This window comes from Clostridium carboxidivorans P7, assembly GCF_001038625.1.
GTDB classification, from domain to species: domain Bacteria; phylum Bacillota; class Clostridia; order Clostridiales; family Clostridiaceae; genus Clostridium_AM; species Clostridium_AM carboxidivorans.
Window position 1 is genome coordinate 4747462 of record NZ_CP011803.1, and the last position, 19451, is coordinate 4766912.

Annotated in this window: 13 protein-coding genes and 2 pseudogenes; all 15 read left to right on the forward strand. The window is 32.0% G+C overall.

Annotated elements, in window-relative coordinates; all coding sequences use genetic code 11:
- Window positions 1-63 precede the first annotated feature (63 nt).
- The 15 genes and pseudogenes from Ccar_RS21370 (at window position 64) to prdB (Ccar_RS26515) (ending at window position 19397) form a co-directional block, all read left to right on the forward strand.
- Complete coding sequence (locus tag Ccar_RS21370; protein WP_048030403.1) at window positions 64-4149, forward strand: AAA domain-containing protein; 4086 nt, start codon at window positions 64-66, stop codon at window positions 4147-4149.
- A 142-nt stretch (window positions 4150-4291) separates the two neighbouring features.
- Window positions 4292-4627: a CBS domain-containing protein gene (locus Ccar_RS27490; protein WP_007062692.1), complete on the forward strand. Its 336-nt coding sequence runs from the start codon at window positions 4292-4294 to the stop codon at window positions 4625-4627.
- Window positions 4628-4690: 63 nt separating this feature from the next.
- Window positions 4691-6040, forward strand: coding sequence for a sigma 54-interacting transcriptional regulator (locus Ccar_RS21380; RefSeq protein WP_242852179.1), 1350 nt, complete (start codon window positions 4691-4693; stop codon window positions 6038-6040).
- Between the two features lie 277 nt (window positions 6041-6317).
- A complete protein-coding gene (gene prdC / locus Ccar_RS21385) occupies window positions 6318-7625 on the forward strand; it encodes a proline reductase-associated electron transfer protein PrdC (RefSeq protein ID WP_007062690.1) in 1308 nt (435 codons plus the stop codon).
- Window positions 7626-7644: 19 nt separating this feature from the next.
- Window positions 7645-8055, forward strand: a pseudogene (locus Ccar_RS21390) (sugar transporter); the annotation flags it as partial.
- A 51-nt stretch (window positions 8056-8106) separates the two neighbouring features.
- Window positions 8107-10200, forward strand: a complete 2094-nt coding sequence (gene prdA, locus Ccar_RS21395; protein ID WP_007062688.1) for a D-proline reductase (dithiol) proprotein PrdA — start codon at window positions 8107-8109, stop codon at window positions 10198-10200.
- Window positions 10201-10216: 16 nt separating this feature from the next.
- On the forward strand, window positions 10217-10477 hold the full coding sequence (locus Ccar_RS21400) for a CBO2463/CBO2479 domain-containing protein (RefSeq protein WP_007062687.1): 261 nt from the start codon (window positions 10217-10219) through the stop codon (window positions 10475-10477).
- Window positions 10470-11195: a D-proline reductase (dithiol) protein PrdB gene (gene prdB, locus Ccar_RS26505; RefSeq protein WP_081457842.1), complete on the forward strand. Its 726-nt coding sequence runs from the start codon at window positions 10470-10472 to the stop codon at window positions 11193-11195. The genes Ccar_RS21400 and prdB (Ccar_RS26505) overlap by 8 nt, the downstream gene beginning before the upstream one ends.
- A 78-nt stretch (window positions 11196-11273) precedes the next feature.
- Window positions 11274-12509, forward strand: a pseudogene (gene prdD / locus Ccar_RS27495) (proline reductase cluster protein PrdD).
- A gap of 4 nt (window positions 12510-12513) precedes the next feature.
- Complete coding sequence (locus tag Ccar_RS21425; protein WP_007062682.1) at window positions 12514-13521, forward strand: proline racemase; 1008 nt, start codon at window positions 12514-12516, stop codon at window positions 13519-13521.
- A gap of 127 nt (window positions 13522-13648) precedes the next feature.
- Entirely contained in the window at window positions 13649-14533 is an 885-nt protein-coding gene (locus Ccar_RS21430; protein ID WP_007062681.1) for a TSUP family transporter, read from the forward strand.
- A gap of 447 nt (window positions 14534-14980) precedes the next feature.
- Window positions 14981-16279, forward strand: coding sequence for a proline reductase-associated electron transfer protein PrdC (gene prdC / locus Ccar_RS21435; RefSeq protein ID WP_242655115.1), 1299 nt, complete (start codon window positions 14981-14983; stop codon window positions 16277-16279).
- 14 nt (window positions 16280-16293) lie between these two features.
- A complete protein-coding gene (gene prdA, locus Ccar_RS21440; protein ID WP_007062679.1) occupies window positions 16294-18402 on the forward strand; it encodes a D-proline reductase (dithiol) proprotein PrdA in 2109 nt (702 codons plus the stop codon).
- 9 nt (window positions 18403-18411) lie between these two features.
- Complete coding sequence (locus Ccar_RS21445; protein WP_007062678.1) at window positions 18412-18672, forward strand: CBO2463/CBO2479 domain-containing protein; 261 nt, start codon at window positions 18412-18414, stop codon at window positions 18670-18672.
- The gene (gene prdB, locus Ccar_RS26515; RefSeq protein WP_081457841.1) at window positions 18672-19397 is read left to right on the forward strand and encodes a D-proline reductase (dithiol) protein PrdB; all 726 of its coding nucleotides are present in this window, start codon (window positions 18672-18674) and stop codon (window positions 19395-19397) included. The genes Ccar_RS21445 and prdB (Ccar_RS26515) overlap by 1 nt, the downstream gene beginning before the upstream one ends.
- Window positions 19398-19451: the final 54 nt, after the last annotated feature.

Genomic DNA, 19451 nt, shown 5'->3' on the forward strand with positions numbered 1-19451 from the left:
AATAAAATGGTATAATTTAACATAAAAGTAAATATATTTATAAGTGCGTTGTGGGGTGAAAAAATGGATTATAGGAATAAGGTCAAAAAAATATTTTCATATTTACTAAGCGTAAAAAATTTAAATGAAAAAATAATAAGAAATGTTTCAGAATATGAAAAACTATATTGGGAAAATGACCTGATGTCTATGGATGGGTGCAGTGTGAATAAGGTTTCGGAAACTGAATGGTGGTTAGAGGTAACAAAAAAGTGTAAATGTATATATGATCAATTGTTTAAGTTATTTTTGGAGATACAGAAAAGATCAGAAGGAATAGAAATAGTATGGGGACATGGTCTTCTTGTTTGGAAAGTTGGTAATGAAAAAATAATTCATCCTGTTGTTACAACCAGAATGAAACTAAATTTTGATGTTAAAAAGGGTATATTTCATTTAATACCAATAAGTCCTACATGTTTAGAACTGGGAATATTTGAAGACTTAGATATAGCAAATTTACATAGCATAGTTCAAATAGAAAATGAAATAAATAGCGTCGATATAGATCCTAGAACAATAGATAATATTGAGAATATACTAAAAGATATAGTTTCCTACTTAGGTTGTAATGGTCAAATAATAAATTGTAGAGTAAGCATGGATAAAATAAAGTTAACAAAAAATCCTTTTATTTGCGATAATCCTGTAATTTTAATAAGAAAAAATAATATGAGATTATGGCAAAAAGAAATTATAAACATAAATAATCAAATAGATAATGGCTATGTTATACCAGAAACAATAAAGGCTTTGGTACAAGATAAAAAATTAGAGCAAAGTGAGGAAGATATAAAGGAATGGGAAAAAGTTGGAGAGGACATACTATTTCCATTAGATACAAACTTTGAGCAAAAACAAGTTGTTAAAAGGTTATGTGAAAATTATGGAGTTGTAGTACAAGGCCCCCCAGGAACAGGTAAGAGTCATACAATAGTTAATTTAATATGTCATCTTCTTGCACATGGTAAAAGTGTGCTTGTGACAAGTCAAACAGATAAAGCTTTAAAAGTGTTGGTGGACATGATACCAGAACATATTAGACCATTGTGTATGAGTGTTATTGGAAATGATTCTAATTCTCTAAAAGAACTTAATGAAGCTGTAAGAAAAATAACAGATAATCTGTCTGTAGAGCCTGAAGCATTAAGTAAAGAGATTAAATTATTAAGGGAAGAATTAAAAAATTGCAGAAAAAAGCAAGAGCATTTATATAATAGACTGGGGGAAATTCAAAATACTGAAAATAAGAGTATAGAATATGGGGGACAGTATTATAAAGTTGCAGATATTGCAAAATGGGTAAGAGAAAATAGAAAACAACATTCATGGATAGAAGATAACATTAAATATGAACAATCTATGCCTTTAAATAAAGAGGAATATTTGCAATTATTAAAATTATTAAAGGCTATAGATAAAAAAGAAAAGCAGAATTTTGATAGTATAAAAAGTTTGATAGATAAAATACCTATGGATATTGAAATCTGTGATAAAATGTCTAGGTTTAAAAAATTAAAAGAAGATATTGAAATTAATACAAAATTACTAAGTAACTGGCGAATACCAGATAATAATAGATGTGATTATGAAGCTCTTTTAAGTATGTTGAATAAGTGTAAAAGTGAAATGGAATCTATAGAAAATAGTAGCTTTAAAAATATACTAGGACTTTATTATAGTAGCAAAATAGCACATGATTTATTTATGGATGCAGCGTTTAAATGTAATAATTATTTTTTGATGCTAGATAGGCTAAAAAGCAAACTAAAAAATTACAACATAGAAATTCCGAATAATATAAATATAGATAAATTAAGTAGAGATTTTGATATTGTATATAGCAAGTTTAATTCGAGAGGAAAAGTGAGCAAAACCTTTAAAATTATTCATTCAGAATATAATTATATTTTTAAAGAATGCAAAGTTGATTTTCTTGAAGTAGAAAATTTTGAACAAGCATCAGCATTAAAACTTTACATTCAACAGGAAAAAATAATTAAAGACTTAAAGTCTTTATGGAATAGCATGGCAAAAAAGTATGGAGATTTATCAGATATTTGTAATAGAGAAGATGAAATAGACATAATAGAAATAGAACAAAATATAAAAAAGTTAAATACTATAATTGATTGGAATGTAAAGTATAAAAGCAAAATAACATCATTATTAGGTAGAATTTGGATACCACAAAATATAGAGTGGCATAAATCTCAAACTTATAGCTATCTAATAAAGTGTGTACAAGCTATCAAAAAAGTAAATGAGTATAATGAGCTAAAAGCTTATATTGAAGTTATGAAAAAATTAGTTTTATCTACAGATAAGTTAGATGAATTGTATAATGCAATGGAATTTCTTGATGTAGAAAAAACAAAAGAACAGTTGAAGATGATAGAACATTTTAAAGTAATAAAGAACGATTTAGTTAGGATAGATGAACTTATAAATAAAATAACAAAAGTATGTCCGACTACAGGAGAAAAGCTAATTGAAAGTTGGAGAAATAACACAAGAAACTTTGAAGATTTTTGTAGTGCGTGGAAATGGTGTCAGTGGAATAGTTTGCTTAAGGATATTTATAAGCTAAACTTAGAATTTATAGAAGAAGCAATAGAGCAGAATAGTAAGAAAGAAAAAATGATTATAAAAGATATAGTATCTAAAAAAACCTGGTATAATCAAATACTTAAAACTACTGAATCTGAAAAAAGAAGTCTTTTTGCCTGGATGCAGGCTGTTAAAAGAATAGGAAAAGGTACAGGAAAGATGGTATCAGAGTATAGAAAAATAGCTCAGGATGAGATGGAGAAATGTAAAGATACTATACCTGTTTGGATTATGCCATTGAATAGAGTAATTGAAAATATAAAATTATCAAGAAAGTTGTTTGATGTTATTATTTATGATGAAAGCAGCCAAAGTGATATATTTTCTATATGTGCTTTAATGAGAGCTAAAAAGGCGGTTATAGTTGGTGATGACAAACAGATAAGTCCAGAAGTTGTAGGGGTTGATCAAGGAGTTATACAAGGCTTGATAAATAAATATTTGAAGGATATTCCTCAAAATGAATGGTTTGATTTACACACTAGCCTTTATGATACTGCACTTAGAGTTTTTCCAAATAGATTAATTCTTAAAGAACATTTTAGGTGTGTACCAGAGATTATTGGGTTTAGCAATATGCTTTGTTATTCAAATGAGATAAAGCCATTGAGATATCCTAAGCCTTCAGAGGCATTATACCCACCTATTGTGGCTGTAAAAGCGGAAGATGGATATAGGGAACAGAATAAAGCTGTAAATATTCCAGAAGCAGAGGTTTTAGTAAGCAAATTAGTTAGTTGCTGTAAAGATAAAAAATATAAAGATATGACTATGGGGGTTATTTCTTTACTGGGTGATGTTCAAAGTGAAATAATTGAAAATATGATAAGGGAAAGAATAGGGGAAGAGGAGATGATAAGAAGGAAAATTATATGTGGAGATGCTTATTCCTTCCAGGGAGATGAAAGAGATGTAATGTTCTTGTCAATGGTTATTGCAAACAATGTTAAGTTTGCACCATTAACTAGGGAATCAGATATAAGAAGGTTTAATGTGGCAGCAAGTAGAGCAAGAAATCAAATGTGGCTATTTTATTCTGTAGAATTAAAAGATTTAAATAAATCATGTGTAAGGCATTCTATTCTTAATTATTGTTTGAATTATGAAAAATACAATAAGAGATATATAAATTTAGAATACGTTTTTCAATCTAAATTTCAAAAGGATGTATATAACATGATAAAGGATAAAGGGTATGATATAATTCCTCAAATCAAAGTGGGAGGATATAAAGTAGATTTTATAATAGAAGGGAATAGAAATAGAGCTGCTATTGTTTGTGATGAAGGAATAATAGATAATGGAGATGATATAAAAAAGAATATGGAAGCACGATTAAACTTAGAAAGAATAGGTTGGTACTTTCTGAGAATCAGGGGAAGTGAATTTTATTATAATCCAGAGAAAACCATGGAAAGGTTATGGAGTAGGTTGAAGAGAATAGGTGTAGAAAGTTATAACAGAGAAAAAACATCTAAGGAAACGCTTAGGGTAGTATAACAAATTTTAAAAATAACACTTACTAAATTTATAATTAAGGTAAGTGTTATTTTTGTATAAAGAATTACAATAAAAGTTTTCATTGTAATGAGCGGCATATGTTTCTATAATTAAAGTAGAGTATAAATGGTAGGTGAAATTAATGAGTATATCTGAGATTATATATAAAGTAAGAGACATAATGCTAAAGGATTTTATAAAAGTAAGAGAAGATGAGAGTATAAGAAATGCCCTCAATAGAATGATAGAGTCATATAGAGATGAAGTTTTAATTGAAGATAAAAATGGAAAATTAAAAGCAATATTTACCATGAATGATGTTGCAAAAATAAAAAAGAAGGGTGTATCCTTTGATGCACCTATTATAGAGTTTGGAAACACTAATTTATATACTATAAGATCTAATGATTCAGCAAGATTGGCTAGAGACATAATGATTGATAATCGTATAGGAAGGCTACCTGTATTAGAAAATTGAAAAGTTATAGGTATAGTTACTAGTAATAATATAAGAGATACTTTTTATTTAAAAATGGATGAAATGTTCAATCTTTTAAATAATGTATTTGACAATTTACATGAAGGTGTATGTATATGTGACGAAAAGGGAATAGTAAAGTATTGGAATAGGAGTTCCGAAAAGTTATATAATGTGCCTGCAGAAAAAATAATGAATAAACACCTAGGAGAATTTTTTCCTAAAGCTTTAAATTTAAAAGTATTAAATACCGGAAAGAGAATAGATAATGTATTTCATGAACCTGTAGAAGGAAAGCTGGTAATATTAAGTGCTGTTCCCATCTATAATTCCAAAGGACGTATAATTGCATCTGTGTCAACAGATAGAGATATTACTGATGCTATGAATTTAACAAAACAGCTGGAATATGAGAAAAAGAAGGTTGAATTTTTAGAGAAAGCATATAAAAATGAGATAGCTTCAAAATATAATTTTTCATCCATAATAGGAAAAAATAAGAAAATAATAGATGCTATAGCTATAGCGCAAAAAGTAGCACATACATCTACTAGTGTTCTTATAACAGGAAAAAGTGGAACAGGTAAAGAGGTTTTTGCTAAATCAATACATGAAGCTAGCGGGAGAACTGGAAATTTTGTAGCTATAAATTGTAGTGCTATACCAGGTAATTTACTAGAAAGTGAATTGTTTGGATATGTAGAAGGTGCATTTACAGGAGCTATAAAAAAGGGGAAGATAGGTAAATTTGAATTTGCCAATGGAGGTACATTATTTTTAGATGAAATAGGAGATATGCCTGTAGAGATGCAGGTTAAAATGTTAAGGGTACTGCAAGATGGAGTGATATATAGGCTTGGCAGTGAGAAGGCTATAAATACTGATGCTAGAATCATTGCAGCTACCAATAAAGATTTGAAAAAATTAATACTTGAAGATAAATTCAGGGAAGATTTGTTTTATAGATTAGCAGTAGTGCAGATACAGCTGCCGCCGCTTAAAGATAGAAAAGAGGATGTAAAAGATTTAGCAAACCTCTTTTTTGAACAGGTTTCAGCTCAGGAAGGTATAAAAATAACTAATATTGATGATAAAGTATATAAGATATTAACTAATTATAAGTGGGATGGTAATATAAGAGAACTAAAAAACGTAGTTCAAAGGATGGTTGTTTTATCTAATAATGGGAAAATAAATACAGAGTCTATTCCTGAATACATTATAGAAAGTGTATCTCCAGAGGAAGATTTAGGTGAAGATGAATTCGATTTAGAAAGAATAGTTGAGAATGTTGAAAAAAGAACTATAAAAGAAGTTATGAAAATGGTAAAAGGAAATAAGCAGCATGCGGCCAAAGTGTTAAATATAAAAAGGAGCACATTATATTACAAATTAGGAAAGTATAATATATAGGTTCAAATTACTGACATCTATGTCTAATTATTGACATAGGTGTTTTTTACGTGTAAACCTAACCATACAGGCATTTTACATAATTTTCAAAATATGGTGTGTCAAAAAAATGAACTTATTAATAAAAATTATAGTTGTTATAAAAAAAAGTTATACGCCCACATAGTAGTATTTGCAACAATTATAGGTAAAAAGTAATAAATATATTAAATAAACAAATATTTGGCATAATAAATGCTGAAATATATTCATGACTATAAAACTTAGGAGGGATGATATGAAAGAATTATATAGTTTTCCTCTAAAAATGCATGTAGGAGCACCAGATGTTCCTGCCGTTAAAGAAGGTCAGAAGGTAAAAAGAGGAGAATGTATAGCAGAACCAAAAGGCCTTGGAGCAAAAATCCATACTAGTGTGTCAGGAGAAGTATCTAAAATTACTGATAATAATATAGTTATATTAGCAGATGAGATACAAACAGAGGATTATGTAAAAATTAAAGAGTGCGAAAGCATAATTGACACTGTATATGAAGCAGGTATAGTTGGTGCCGGCGGTGCAGGATTTCCAACACACATCAAATTAAAAGCAGAAATTCCAGATGGATACATAATTGCAAATTGCGTTGAATGTGAACCTGTTCTTCATCATAATATAAAAATGATAGAAGAGAAGCCTGAATTAGTTGTAAATGGCATAAGATATGCTATGAAAGCAACAGGCTCAAAGAAAGCTTATATAGCTATAAAAGCAAAACATCCAGAAGCAATACAATCATTAGAAAAATGTCTAAACGGATCTGATGATATAGAAATAAAGAAGCTTAGAGATATGTATCCAATGGGTGAAGAAAGAGCTGTAATTCATGAGATATTTGGAAAATGGCTTGAGCCTACACAACTTCCATTAGAAGCTAAATGTGTGGTTTTAAATGGAGAAACTTTAGCTAATATAACAAGAGCCGTAGAAGATAAGAAGCCAGTAATTGATAAGGATATAACTGTCATAGGTAAACTTAAATCAGGAAAAGAACCTAATGTATTTTCACAAGTACCTGTAGGCACTTCAATGAAGAGTCTTATAGAAAAATGTGGTGGTATAGATGGAGAATATGGCGAAATTGTTATAGGAGGACCTTATACAGGAAAAGCTGAAGATTTAGAGAAGGCTTCTGTTACAAAGATTTCAGGAGGTGCTATAGTAACAATTCCACTTCCGGAATACAAAGGACCAATAGGACTTCTTGTTTGTGCTTGCGGAGCAAATGAGGAAAGACTTAGAGATGTAGCTTCTAAAATGAAATCAGAAGTTGTAGCAGTTACTAAATGTAAAAATGTAGAAGAAATTAAAGGATCTAATAAGTGCAAAACTCCAGGAGATTGCCCAGGGCAAGCTGCTGGCATTATGTATTTGAAAAAACAAGGTGCTAAGAGAATTTTAATATCAAACTGTAGTGATTGTTCTAATACTGTAATGTGTTGTGCGCCTAAGGTAGGATTACCTGTATATCATCATACAGATCATGTGTTTAGAACAGTGGATTATCCATTAACTAGAAGACTTCCTATGGAAGAACAAAAGTAGTAAGAGGAGGGGTTAAATAATGTCAATGAGTGTTGAACATGCAGAAGCACTTAAAAATGAAGTTGCTGTTGTATGTTGTAGAACTGAAGAAGGAACAATTATACAAGCATCAAATCTTGAAGACCCAGATATATTCCCAGATATGGTTGATTCAGGATTGCTTACTATACCAAAAGATTGTTTAAAAGTAGGTCAAGTTATAGGAGCAAAATTACTTAAAACTATCGATTCATTAACTCCATTAACTCCAGATATTTTAGAGGGTGTTAAGGAAGTAGAAGATAAAGTAGAAAATGATTCAAAAGTTGAAGAACAAGTAGAAGAAGTTGTAGAAGAACAAGTAGTATCAGAAGAAATAGTTGATGATGTTGAAGGTAGAGTTTTAAAAATTAGAATAGAAGAAGGAAAAGGAATCGATATAGAGTTACCATTTTAATATATAAAATTTGTGATGAAATAACGAAAAGGAGGGATTAATGTTATGTCAATGAGTGTAGAACATGCAGAAGAAGTTAAAAATGAACTTGGGATTGTATGTTGTAGAACAGAAGCAGGAACAATAATTCAAGCTTCCAATTTAGAAGATCCAGCAATATTCCCTGACATGGTAGATGCTGGTTTGTTGACTATTCCAGACAATTGCTTGAAAGTAGCACAAGTAATTGGAGCAAAATTGATTAAAACTGTTGATTCACTTACTCCGTTAACTCCAGAACTTTTAGAAGGCGTTAAAGAAATGGCTTCTGAAGAAAAAGTTCAAGAGGAGCTAACTGAAGGAAATGAAAAGGCAGTCTTAAAATATAACAAAAAAACAGGTGATGTAATAGGGGCTGAAGATTTGGAGAATCCTATGCATTTTGAAAAGCTTGAGGACTCATTACTATTCAAATTAGATGAAAGGGTTCTTACAAGAGAAAAAGTTGTTGGACAGAAATTAGTGTCCGATGTACCAGCTTTAACTCCTATAACACCTGAAATGTTAGAAGGATTTAAGGAGGAAGTTGATATGGGAGAATCACCAAAAGTAACATCAAATGTATCAGGTGGAGTCCTAAGAATTAAAATTGCCGAAGGCAAAGGTGTTGACATCGAAGTACCATTGAATGGTATAAGTACTAGTTCGGTAAAATCCGGAAATGTGCCAGTAGTAAAGGCTGAAAAAGCAGTTGTAGCAACAAAAGCTGAAGACAAAAAGGAAGTAGTACTTGAAGAAAAAGTACTAAGAACTCTTACAAGAAAACATTACAAAATAAATGAAGTAAAATTAGGCAAAGAAACTAAAATCGAAGGTACAACTTTATATATTAGAAAAGACGTATGTAAAGATGCAGAAGCAACTGGAGATCTTGTTAAAGCTGTAAAATTTGATATTATTACACCAGATAAGTATCACACATACAGTGAAACAATAATGGATGTTCAGCCAATAGCTACAAAAGAAGGAGATTCAAAACTTGGTTCTGGCGTAACTAGAGTACTTGATGGTGTTATAATGATGCTTACTGGTACAGACGAAAATGGTGTTCAAATAGGTGAATTTGGTTCATCAGAAGGTTATCTTGATGAAAATATTCAATGGGGTAGACCAAGTTGTCCTGATAAGGGAGAAATATTCATAAAAGCACAAATTACAATTCAAGCTAAGACAAACATGGAAAGAAGAGGACCTATAGCAGCTCATAAGGCAGCAGATGTAATTACTCAAGAAATAAGAGAAGCTATAAAGAAAATTGATGATGATTCTTTAGTAGTTAATATAGAAGAATTTAAACATGTAAGAAGACCTGGAAAGAAAAAAGTTATAATAGTTAAAGAAATAATGGGACAAGGAGCAATGCATGATAACTTAATTCTACCAGTTGAACCAGTTGGATTCCTTGGTGGAAAACCAAACGTTGATCTTGGTAATGTTCCTGTAATGTTATCACCACTTGAAGTTGCTGACGGTGGAATACATGCATTAACTTGTATAGGACCAGCATCAAAAGAATGTTCAAGACATTACTGGAGAGAACCATTAGTTCATCAGGTATTAGCTGATCCAGAATTAGATTTATGTGGTGTATTATTTGTAGGAAGTCCTCAGATTAACACCGAAAAATTCTATGTATCTGAAAGAATGGGTATGATAGTAGAAGCATTAGATGTTGATGGTGCTTTTGTTACTACAGAAGGATTTGGAAACAATCATATAGATTTTGCTAGCCATGTTGAACAAATAGGTATGAGAGGAATACCTTGTGTAGCATTTTCATTCTGTGCAGTTCAAGGTCAATTAGTTGTTGGAAATAAATATATGAAATATATTATAGACAATAATAAATCAGAAGCTGGAATAGAAAATGAAATTCTTGGATGCAACACATTATGTCCAGAAGATGCAATTAGAGGAGCTGAAATGCTTAAAGCTGCTATGGATGGAGAAGAAGTAAAAGCTGCAGAAAGAAAGTATAATAGAAATGTTCTTGAAAGCAATCTAGAATTAGTTGAAAAGGAAAAAGGAATAAAAATAGAAAGAGCTCTTAATGAACAAGCATTACCAATGAGTGAAAAAAGAAAAGAAAAATATTCATAAAAGTAGGTAGAGATGTATGGACTTAAAGTACGGTGATCAAGTAAGAGAAATGCAGGGAGTCATTGTAGAAGTAACTGATGGTTCTGTTGCAATAGACTTCAAAGGCAGACTTGGTTATTTAAAAATACCTAATAGAATGATAATATCAGACTATCCTATGAAAGTAGGACAAGAAGTGGGATTATACATGACTTATGTAGAAGTTCTTTCTGATAAAGTTAATGAGAAATATATAAGTAATATAGAAAAGAGAAAGGAAGGTAATAGCAATGAGTAAATCTGTTGTTAAAGGCTTACAATCAGAAGTATTTGTTCCTATAACACCAAAACCAGTTTGGGCACCTGTAGAAAAACCATTAAAAGATATGGTTATTGCACTTGCAACAGCAGCTGGAGTTCATGTTAAAACCGATAAAAGATTTAATTTAGCAGGAGATACAGGATTTAGAAGAATACCAGGAGATGTTAATTCCGATGATTTAATGGTATCACATGGTGGATATGACAACTCTGATGTTAATAAAGATATAAACTGTATGTTCCCTATTGATAGATTAAGGGAATTAGCTAAGGAAGGTTACATTAAGGGAGTTGCACCAACTCATATTGGATTCATGGGTGGTGGTGGAAACGTAAAAGTTTTCACAGAAGAAACAGGTCCAGAAATTGCTAAAATCTTAAAAGATGAAGGCGTGGATGCAGTTCTAATGACTGCTGGATGAGGAACTTGTCACCGCTCTGCAGTTTTGGTGCAGAGAGCAATCGAAGAGGCTGGAATTCCTACTATAATTATAGCAGCATTGCCTCCAGTAGTTAAACAGACAGGAACTCCAAGAGCAGTTGCTCCTAGAGTTCCAATGGGAGCTAATGCAGGTCAACCACATAATGTTGAAATGCAGACAGGTATCGTTAAGGATACATTAGCTCAGCTTGAAGTTCTTCAATCAGCTGGTAAGATAGTACCATTACCTTATGAATATACAGCAAAAGTTTAATTAGCAATAATAAACCAGAAACTAGTTCTTAGTTTCTGGTTTATAATAACCTGTTAATTAAGATAAGGGTGTGTTAATTTGGAGAGAGAAATCAGAAGGCTTGTTATAAAAACTTTTCATATACAAAAGGTAGAATTTGCAGAAAAAACATATATAAAAGATGGAGTTTTATATATAAGAAATAATATAGAAGCTGACGTAATAGATAATGAAGAGTTAGTGCGCAGTCTAAAGTTAAAAATTATACAAAGTAATGAACATGATATTTTTGTAAATTCTATAATGGATTTTTCTCCTATAGCAACTAAGGTTTTAGGCAAGCTAGGAGAAGGAATAACTCATGTTTTAACAGGAGTAACTGTTATGCTTACGGGAGTAGATGAAAAAGGAATACAAGTTGCAGAATTTGGTTCTTCAGAGGGTATATTAAAAGAACAAGTTAAGTTTGGTAGAAGAGGCACTCCTTCAGAGGACGATATAATAATAAATATAGATATAACATTGAAAGATGGGCAAGGTACAAATAGGCCAGGGCCTATGGCAGCTCACAGAGTATGTGATAAGATAATTACGGAGATAAGAGAGTATCTAAAAAAGATGAATGGAAGATTCTGCGATGAAAAATACGAATATTTTGATAAAATAAAACCTAATAAGAAAAAAGTAGTTATCATAAAACAAGTTGCAGGTCAGGGTTGTATGTATGATACAGGTATTTTAGGTAAAGAACCTGGAGGATTTATTGGATGCAGATCTATTATAGATATGGGAAATATGCCAATAGTCTTAAGTCCTAATGAATATAGAGATGGTGCTTTAAGAGCCATGAATTGAGGTGATACTATGGGAATTGGACCATCTACTAAAGAAACTACATTACATCATTTTAGAGATCCATTAGTAGAAATTGTAGATAATGATGGAGATGTAGACCTTCTTGGAATTATAGTAGCAGGAACGCCTCAGGAAAATGAAGATAAGGTATTTGTTGCTCAGAGAGCGGCAGCTTGGGTCGAAGCCATGAGAGCAGATGGTGCTATTGTGTCTATAGATGGATGGGGAAATAGTAATATTGATTTTGCTACTGCTATAGAAGAAATAGGCAAGAGAGGAATTCCTGTTGTAGGAATGAGCTTTGTGGGTACTCAAGCACAATTTGTAGTTACTAATAAGTATATGGACACCATAGTTGATTTTAATAAATCAACGGAAGGAATAGAGACAGAAGTTGTAGGCGAAAACAATGTAATAGAATTAGATGCTAAAAAAGCTTTAGCATTTTTAAAATTAAAAATGAAAAATAAGGGGGAATAGTGAAATGAAAGCAACAAAAGTTATCAATACAGTAGAATCTCATACTATGGGTGAACCGACTAGAATTGTAACAGGTGGAGTGCCTAAGATTCCAGGAAAAACTATGGCTGAGAAAATGGAATACATGGAAAAAAACATGGATTATTTAAGAACTATGTTAATGCTTGAACCAAGAGGACATAATGATATGTTTGGTGCTATTTTTACTGAGCCTTGTGTAGACGAAGCAGATATTGGTGTTATATTCATGGATGGCGGCGGATATTTAAATATGTGTGGTCACGGATCTATTGGAGCAGCAACTTGTGCTGTTGAAATGGGAATGGTACCAGTTACAGAGCCATATACAAATATAGTTTTAGAAGCTCCAGCTGGAATTATTAAAGCTAGAGTAAAAGTTGAAAATGGTAAAGCAAAAGAAGTTTCAATAGTTAATGTAGCAGCATTTCTTTATAAGAAAGATATAGAAGTAAGTGTACCTGACTTTGGAAAGTTAACTTTAGATATTTCTTTTGGAGGAAGTTTTTTTGCAATGGTAAAAGCTTCAGATGTAGCAATTGATTTAATTCCTAAAAATGCACAACAACTTAATGATCTTGGAATGAAGATTATTCATGCAGTTAATGAGCAGGTAGAGATTCAACACCCTATATTAAAGCATATTAAAACAGTTGATCTTTGTGAGTTTTATGCACCTGCAAAAAGTAAAGATGCAGATGTTCAAAATGTAGTAGTATTTGGTCAAGGACAGGTTGATAGATCTCCATGTGGAACTGGAACAAGTGCCAAATTAGCTGATTTATACGCTAGAGGAGAAATCGAAGTTGGTGGACAAATAGTAAATGAAAGCATAATTTGTACTAAATTCATAGGAAAAGTTTTAAGTAAAGCTAAAGTAGGAGAATTTGATGGCATAATCCCAGAAATAACAGGAAGTGCATATGTTACTGGATTTAGTCAATACTTAATAGATCCAGATGATCCAGTTAAACATGGTTTTATATTAAAGTAAATTTATGCAAAAAATTCAAAAATAAAAATATAAAAAATATTAAGAAAATTATTGCGGTAAGGCCATAATATATATTACAATATATATGTAATATTAAAAATTATAATAGAAAGAGGGGGATGTTATTATGTTAGTTAAAGTAGTGTCCGGTTTACTTATACTCTTGACAGGTTATTTTACAATAGTATTTTTAAGAGATTATTTTAAAGCATCTAAAGAGGGTAATCTAGAAAGTGCAAACTTTTTAGCATTAGGCGGTGTTGGATTTATAACAAACTTTTTTGATACATTAGGTATAGGAAGTTTTGCTCCTCTTACAGCATTATTAAAATTCTTTAAACTTTCTCAAGATAGAACAATACCAGGAACACTTAATGCATCTTGTACAATTCCCGTAACAGTAGAAGCTCTAATATTTATAACAGTAATAAAAGTTGAACCTGTAACTTTATTTGCAATGCTTGTTTCTGCTACTATAGGTGCTTTTATAGGTGCAGGTATAGTTTCAAAGCTTGATGAGAAAAAAGTTCAACTTGGAATGGGAGTAGCATTACTTATAGTTGCATTAGTAATGTTAGCATCACAATTAAAATTAATGCCTGTAGGTGGAGACGCTATAGGACTTACAGGAATAAAGCTTATTATAGCTGTAATTGCTAACTTTATATTAGGAGCACTTATGACACTTGGAATAGGGTTATATGCACCTTGTATGGCATTAGTATTTGCACTTGGAATGAGTCCAAAGGTAGCATTCCCTATAATGATGGGATCTTGTGCATTTTTGATGCCAGTAGCATCAGCTAAATTTGTTAAAGAAGGAGCTTATGATAGAAAAGCTTCTATGGCAATAACTCTATTTGGATCAGTTGGAGTTTTAGTAGCAGCATATATAGTTAAGAGTCTTCCTTTGAATATTTTAACTTGGTTAGTAATATGTGTTATCATATACACATCTATAGCTATGTTTAGATCTGCTAGTAAGTCAAAGGATATCGGAGCACAAGCGTAATTATTTAACAAATAGCCATATACAAGAAAAAATATCTTGTATATGGCTATTTTTATTTTAATTTTTAGTGTCAAATTATTGACACCAAATTTATATATATTTCTATACAGTGTATGACTTTAACTAAAAATTAACGAATAGTGTCAAAAAATACTACACTATTTGTCAGAAAAAAGTACATTTTGCTATTAAGTAAACCTTTAATATAAAAAAAACTAATACGAAAAAACCAGTGTATTTGCATATTTTATAACAAAGCAGCGCAAAATAAATTATTGGCACGGAACTTGCTAGAATATAATTGCGTATAAGAAAAATTTATTTAGTATAATACATACTATTAATTTATGTAATAATAAACATTATATTAAGTTAATGAAATTTTGAAAGGAGGGAATGTTGCATTCTACTAAACTGAGGTTAGTAGATTTAAGACAACAGTATTTTATGGTAAAATTATTTAGTTTTCCGCTTAAAATGCATGTTGGTGCACCTGACGTTCCAGTAGTAAAGGAAGGTAAGGAAGTAAAAAGAGGCGAATGTATTGCAGAGCCAAATGGATTGGGAGCAAAAATACATACAAGTGTTTCAGGAAAAGTAGTTAAGATTACAGATACTGAAATAATTGTTGAAGCAAATGATGTTCAAACAGAAGAGTATGTAAAAATTAAAGAAACTGACAATATACTTGATGCAATATACGAAGCAGGAATAGTTGGAGCTGGTGGAGCTGGTTTTCCAACTCATATAAAGCTAAAAGCGCAAATTCCAGATGGATACATCATTGCCAATTGTGTTGAATGTGAACCTGTTCTTAGACACAATATAAAGTTAATAGAAGAGAATCCAGGAATAGTAATTAGGGGTATAGAATGTGCTATGAAGGTAACAGGAGCTCCTAAAGCTTATATAGGAATAAAGGCTAAAAATAAAAAGGCTGTACAATCTCTTAAAAATGCATTAAAAGGTAGAAATGATATAGAAGTTAGTGAAGTAAAAAACCTTTATCCAATGGGAGAAGAGAGAGCGTTAATAAATGCCATATTTGGAAAGTGGCTTGAGCCAACTCAACTTCCATTAGAAGCAAAATGTGTTGTAATAAATGGGGAAACTCTTGTAAATATTACAAGAGCAGTTGAGGATAGAAAACCAGTTATTGATAAAGATATAACTATAGCAGGAAAACTTAATAGTGGAAAAGAATCACATGTATTTTTCCAGATTCCAGTGGGAACACCTATAAAGGAATTAATAGAAAAATGCGGTGGTATTAAAGGACAATATGGTGAACTTGTAGTAGGTGGACCATATACTGGAAGTGCACAAGATCTAGAAAAAGCTGTAGTTACAAAGACTTCAGGTGGAGCAATTGTTACTATACCATTACCAGAGTACAAAGGAAAAATGGGACTTCTAGTATGCGCTTGTGGAGCAAATGAAGGAAGATTAAGAGATATAGCTGGAAAGATGGGCTCAAATGTAGTTTCAGTTGTAAATTGCAAAAACATAGTAGAAAGCAAGGGAGCCGCTAAATGTAAGACTCCGGGAGAATGACCAGGCCAAACAGCTGCAGTTTTGCAGTTAAAGAAAGAAGGAGCAGAAAGAATATTAATATCTAATTGTAGTGACTGCTCAAATACAGTTATGAACTGTGCACCAAAAGCTGGTCTGCCTGTGTACCATCACACAGACCATATATTTAGGACAGTTGATCATACATTAACAAGACGATTAGATGAAGTATAAGGAGGTAAACCAATATGTCAATGAGTGCTGAACATGCAATGGAGTTAAAAAATGAATTAGCTGTTGTATGTTGTAGAACAGAAGAAGGAACAATAATATCAGCAGACAATTTAGAGGATCCAGGTATATTCCCAGATATGGTGGATTCAGGACTTTTAACAATACCAGATAACTGCTTAAAGATAGGTGAGGTTTTAGGAGCAAAGCTACTAAAAACTATAGATTCACTTACACCATTAACTCCAGATGTTTTAGAAGGAGTTAGTACTATGGCTTCCGAAGGAAATTCAGATGCACAAGCTGAAGAATTAACTGAAGGAAGTGAAAAAGCAGTTTTAAAATATAATAAAAAAGCAGGAGAAACTATTAGTGTTGAAGATTTAGAAAATCCAATGAACTTTGAAAAATTAGAAGACTCATTACTATTAAAATTAGATGATGCAGTTTTAACAAGAGAAGAAGTAATTGGAGCAACATTAAAGGTAGATGCACCAGCATTAACTCCTGTAACACCTGATCTATTAGAAGGATATGAGGAGGAAGTAATAATGTCAGAAGCACCAAAATCAACAACAAGTGTATCCGGCGGCGTTCTTAGAATTAAGATAGCTGAAGGAAAAGGTATTGATATTGAAGTACCTTTAAATGTTCAAGGAACATCTCAGGCAGCAGCTACTGCACCACAAGCACCATTAGCAGTAAAAGCACAAAAAATTGTTAATGCTGAAGCTCCAGCAGCAGCAGTTAAGCTTGAAGAAAAGGTTGTAAGAACTCTTACAAGAAAATATTTCAAAATCAATAAAGTAGAGTTTGGACCAGAAACAAAAATTGAAGGAACAACTCTTTACATCAGAGAAAATGTTTGTGATGATGCTGTAAAAATAAACAAATTAGTTAAAGAAATAAAGGTTGATATAATAACTCCAGATAAGTATAACACTTATAGTGAAACAATAATGGATGTTCAACCAATAGCTACTAAAGAAGGAGACAACAAGTTAGGTTCAGGCGTAACTAGAGTAATTGATGGTGTTATAGTAATGGTTACTGGAACAGATGAAAATGGAGTTCAAATAGGAGAATTCGGTTCATCAGAAGGTATACTTGAAGAAAACATTCAATTTGGAAGACCAGGAGCACCTGATAAGGGAGAAATCTTCATAAAAACTCAAGTAACAATAGCTGCAGGAACTAACATGGAAAGACCAGGTCCTCTAGCTGCTCATACAGCTACAGATATTATAACTCAAGAAATCAGAGAAGCTTTAAAGAATGCTGATGAATCTTTAGTAACAAGTACAGAAGTATTTGAACAAAAGAGAAGACCAGGAAAGAAAAAAGTTATCATTGTTAAAGAAATAATGGGTCAAGGTGCTATGCACGATAACTTAATATTACCAGTTGAGCCAGTAGGAGTACTTGGAGCAAAACCAAACGTTGATTTAGGAAATGTTCCTGTAATGTTATCACCACTTGAAGTTGCTGATGGAGGAATTCATGCATTAACTTGTATAGGACCTGCATCAAAAGAATGTTCAAGACATTACTGGAGAGAACCACTTGTTCATGAAGCTTTAAATGATCCAGAATTAGATCTTTGTGGAGTATTATTTGTAGGAAGTCCACAAATCAACAGTGAAAAATTCTATGTATCAGAAAGAATGGGAATGATAGTAGAAGCTTTAGATGTTGATGGAGCTTTTGTTACAACAGAAGGATTTGGAAACAACCACATTGACTTTGCAAGTCACATTGAACAAATTGGTATGAGAGATATTCCATGTGTAGGATTCTCATTCTGCGCAGTACAAGGAGCTTTAGTTGTTGGTAACAAGTACATGAAGTACATGGTTGATAACAACAAGTCAGAAGCTGGAATTGAAAATGAAGTTTTAAGCTGTAATACATTATGTCCAGAAGATGCAATAAGAGGAATATCAATGCTTAAAGCAGCTATGGGTGGAGAAGAAGTTAAAGCTTCAGAAAGAAAATGGAATGCAAATGTTAAAGAAAACAATCTAGAGTTAGTTGAAAAGACTACAGCAACTTCAATAGAAAGAGTTGAAAATGAAACTGCTGTTCCAGTAAGCCAAAAGAGACTTGAAAAATATTCAACAAAGTAGGCGCTTAATATGGATTTAAAATATGGTGATAAAATCATTGAAATGCAAGGCGTAATTGTAGAAGTTCATGACGGATGCGTTGCAGTAGACCTTAAAGGAAGATTAGGATATTTAAAAGTACCTATGAGAATGCTTATAACAGATTACCCTTTAAAGGTAGGTCAAGAAGTTGGCTTTAAGATGAGTTTTATAGAAGTTTTGTCAGAAGAAGCTAATGAAAAATATGTTAGCAATATAGATATAAGAAATAGAAAGGAAGGAAAATTATAATGGATTTAACAATTGTTAAAGGATTACAATCAGAAATATTTGTTCCTATAACTCCTCCACCAGTTTGGGCTCCTGTAACAAAAGAGCTTAAAGATATGAAAGTAGCTATAGCTACAGCGGCTGGTGTACATTTAAAATCTGATAAGAGATTTAATTTAGCAGGAGACTTTACATTTAGAAAAATACCAGGAGATGCACCATCAAGCGAACTTATGGTATCACATGGTGGATATGATAATGGAGATGTTAATAAAGACATCAACTGCATGTTCCCAATTGATAGATTAAAAGAACTTGTACAAGAAGGATTTATAAAAGAAATCGCACCAACTCATATAGGATTCATGGGCGGCGGCGGAAACCAGGAAAAATTCAAGAATGAAACTGGTCCAGAAATCGCTAGAATTCTTAAAGAAGAAGGCGTAGATGCAGTCCTAATGACAGCTGGATGAGGAACTTGCCACCGCTCTGCAGTTTTGGTGCAGAGAGCAATCGAAGAAGCAGGAATACCTACAATATGTATAGCTGCTTTACCACCAGTAGTTAAACAAACAGGAACTCCAAGAGCAGTTGCTCCAAGAGTACCAATGGGAGCTAATGCAGGAGCACCACATGATGTTGCTATGCAAACAGCTATAGTTAAAGACTCATTAGTAGAGTTAACTAAGATAACTACTGCAGGAACAATAGTTCCACTTCCATATGAATATATAGCAAAAGTTTAATCAGAAGTTAGAAAATAGTAACTATAATATAGGAACTAGGAACTAAAAACTAGT

What these genes read in the sequence shown, in the direction of transcription:
- Ccar_RS27490 (WP_007062692.1), top strand. Translation starts at nt 4,292, where the DNA reads ATGAGTATATCTGAGATTATATATAAAGTAAGAGACATAATGCTAAAG.
- Ccar_RS21445 (WP_007062678.1), top strand. Translation starts at nt 18,412, where the DNA reads ATGGATTTAAAATATGGTGATAAAATCATTGAAATGCAAGGCGTAATT.
- Ccar_RS21430 (WP_007062681.1), top strand. Translation starts at nt 13,649, where the DNA reads ATGTTAGTTAAAGTAGTGTCCGGTTTACTTATACTCTTGACAGGTTAT.
- prdA (WP_007062679.1), top strand. Translation starts at nt 16,294, where the DNA reads ATGTCAATGAGTGCTGAACATGCAATGGAGTTAAAAAATGAATTAGCT.
- Ccar_RS21400 (WP_007062687.1), top strand. Translation starts at nt 10,217, where the DNA reads ATGGACTTAAAGTACGGTGATCAAGTAAGAGAAATGCAGGGAGTCATT.
- prdA (WP_007062688.1), top strand. Translation starts at nt 8,107, where the DNA reads ATGTCAATGAGTGTAGAACATGCAGAAGAAGTTAAAAATGAACTTGGG.
- prdC (WP_007062690.1), top strand. Translation starts at nt 6,318, where the DNA reads ATGAAAGAATTATATAGTTTTCCTCTAAAAATGCATGTAGGAGCACCA.
- Ccar_RS21370 (WP_048030403.1), top strand. Translation starts at nt 64, where the DNA reads ATGGATTATAGGAATAAGGTCAAAAAAATATTTTCATATTTACTAAGC.
- Ccar_RS21425 (WP_007062682.1), top strand. Translation starts at nt 12,514, where the DNA reads ATGAAAGCAACAAAAGTTATCAATACAGTAGAATCTCATACTATGGGT.
- Ccar_RS21380 (WP_242852179.1), top strand. Translation starts at nt 4,691, where the DNA reads ATGTTCAATCTTTTAAATAATGTATTTGACAATTTACATGAAGGTGTA.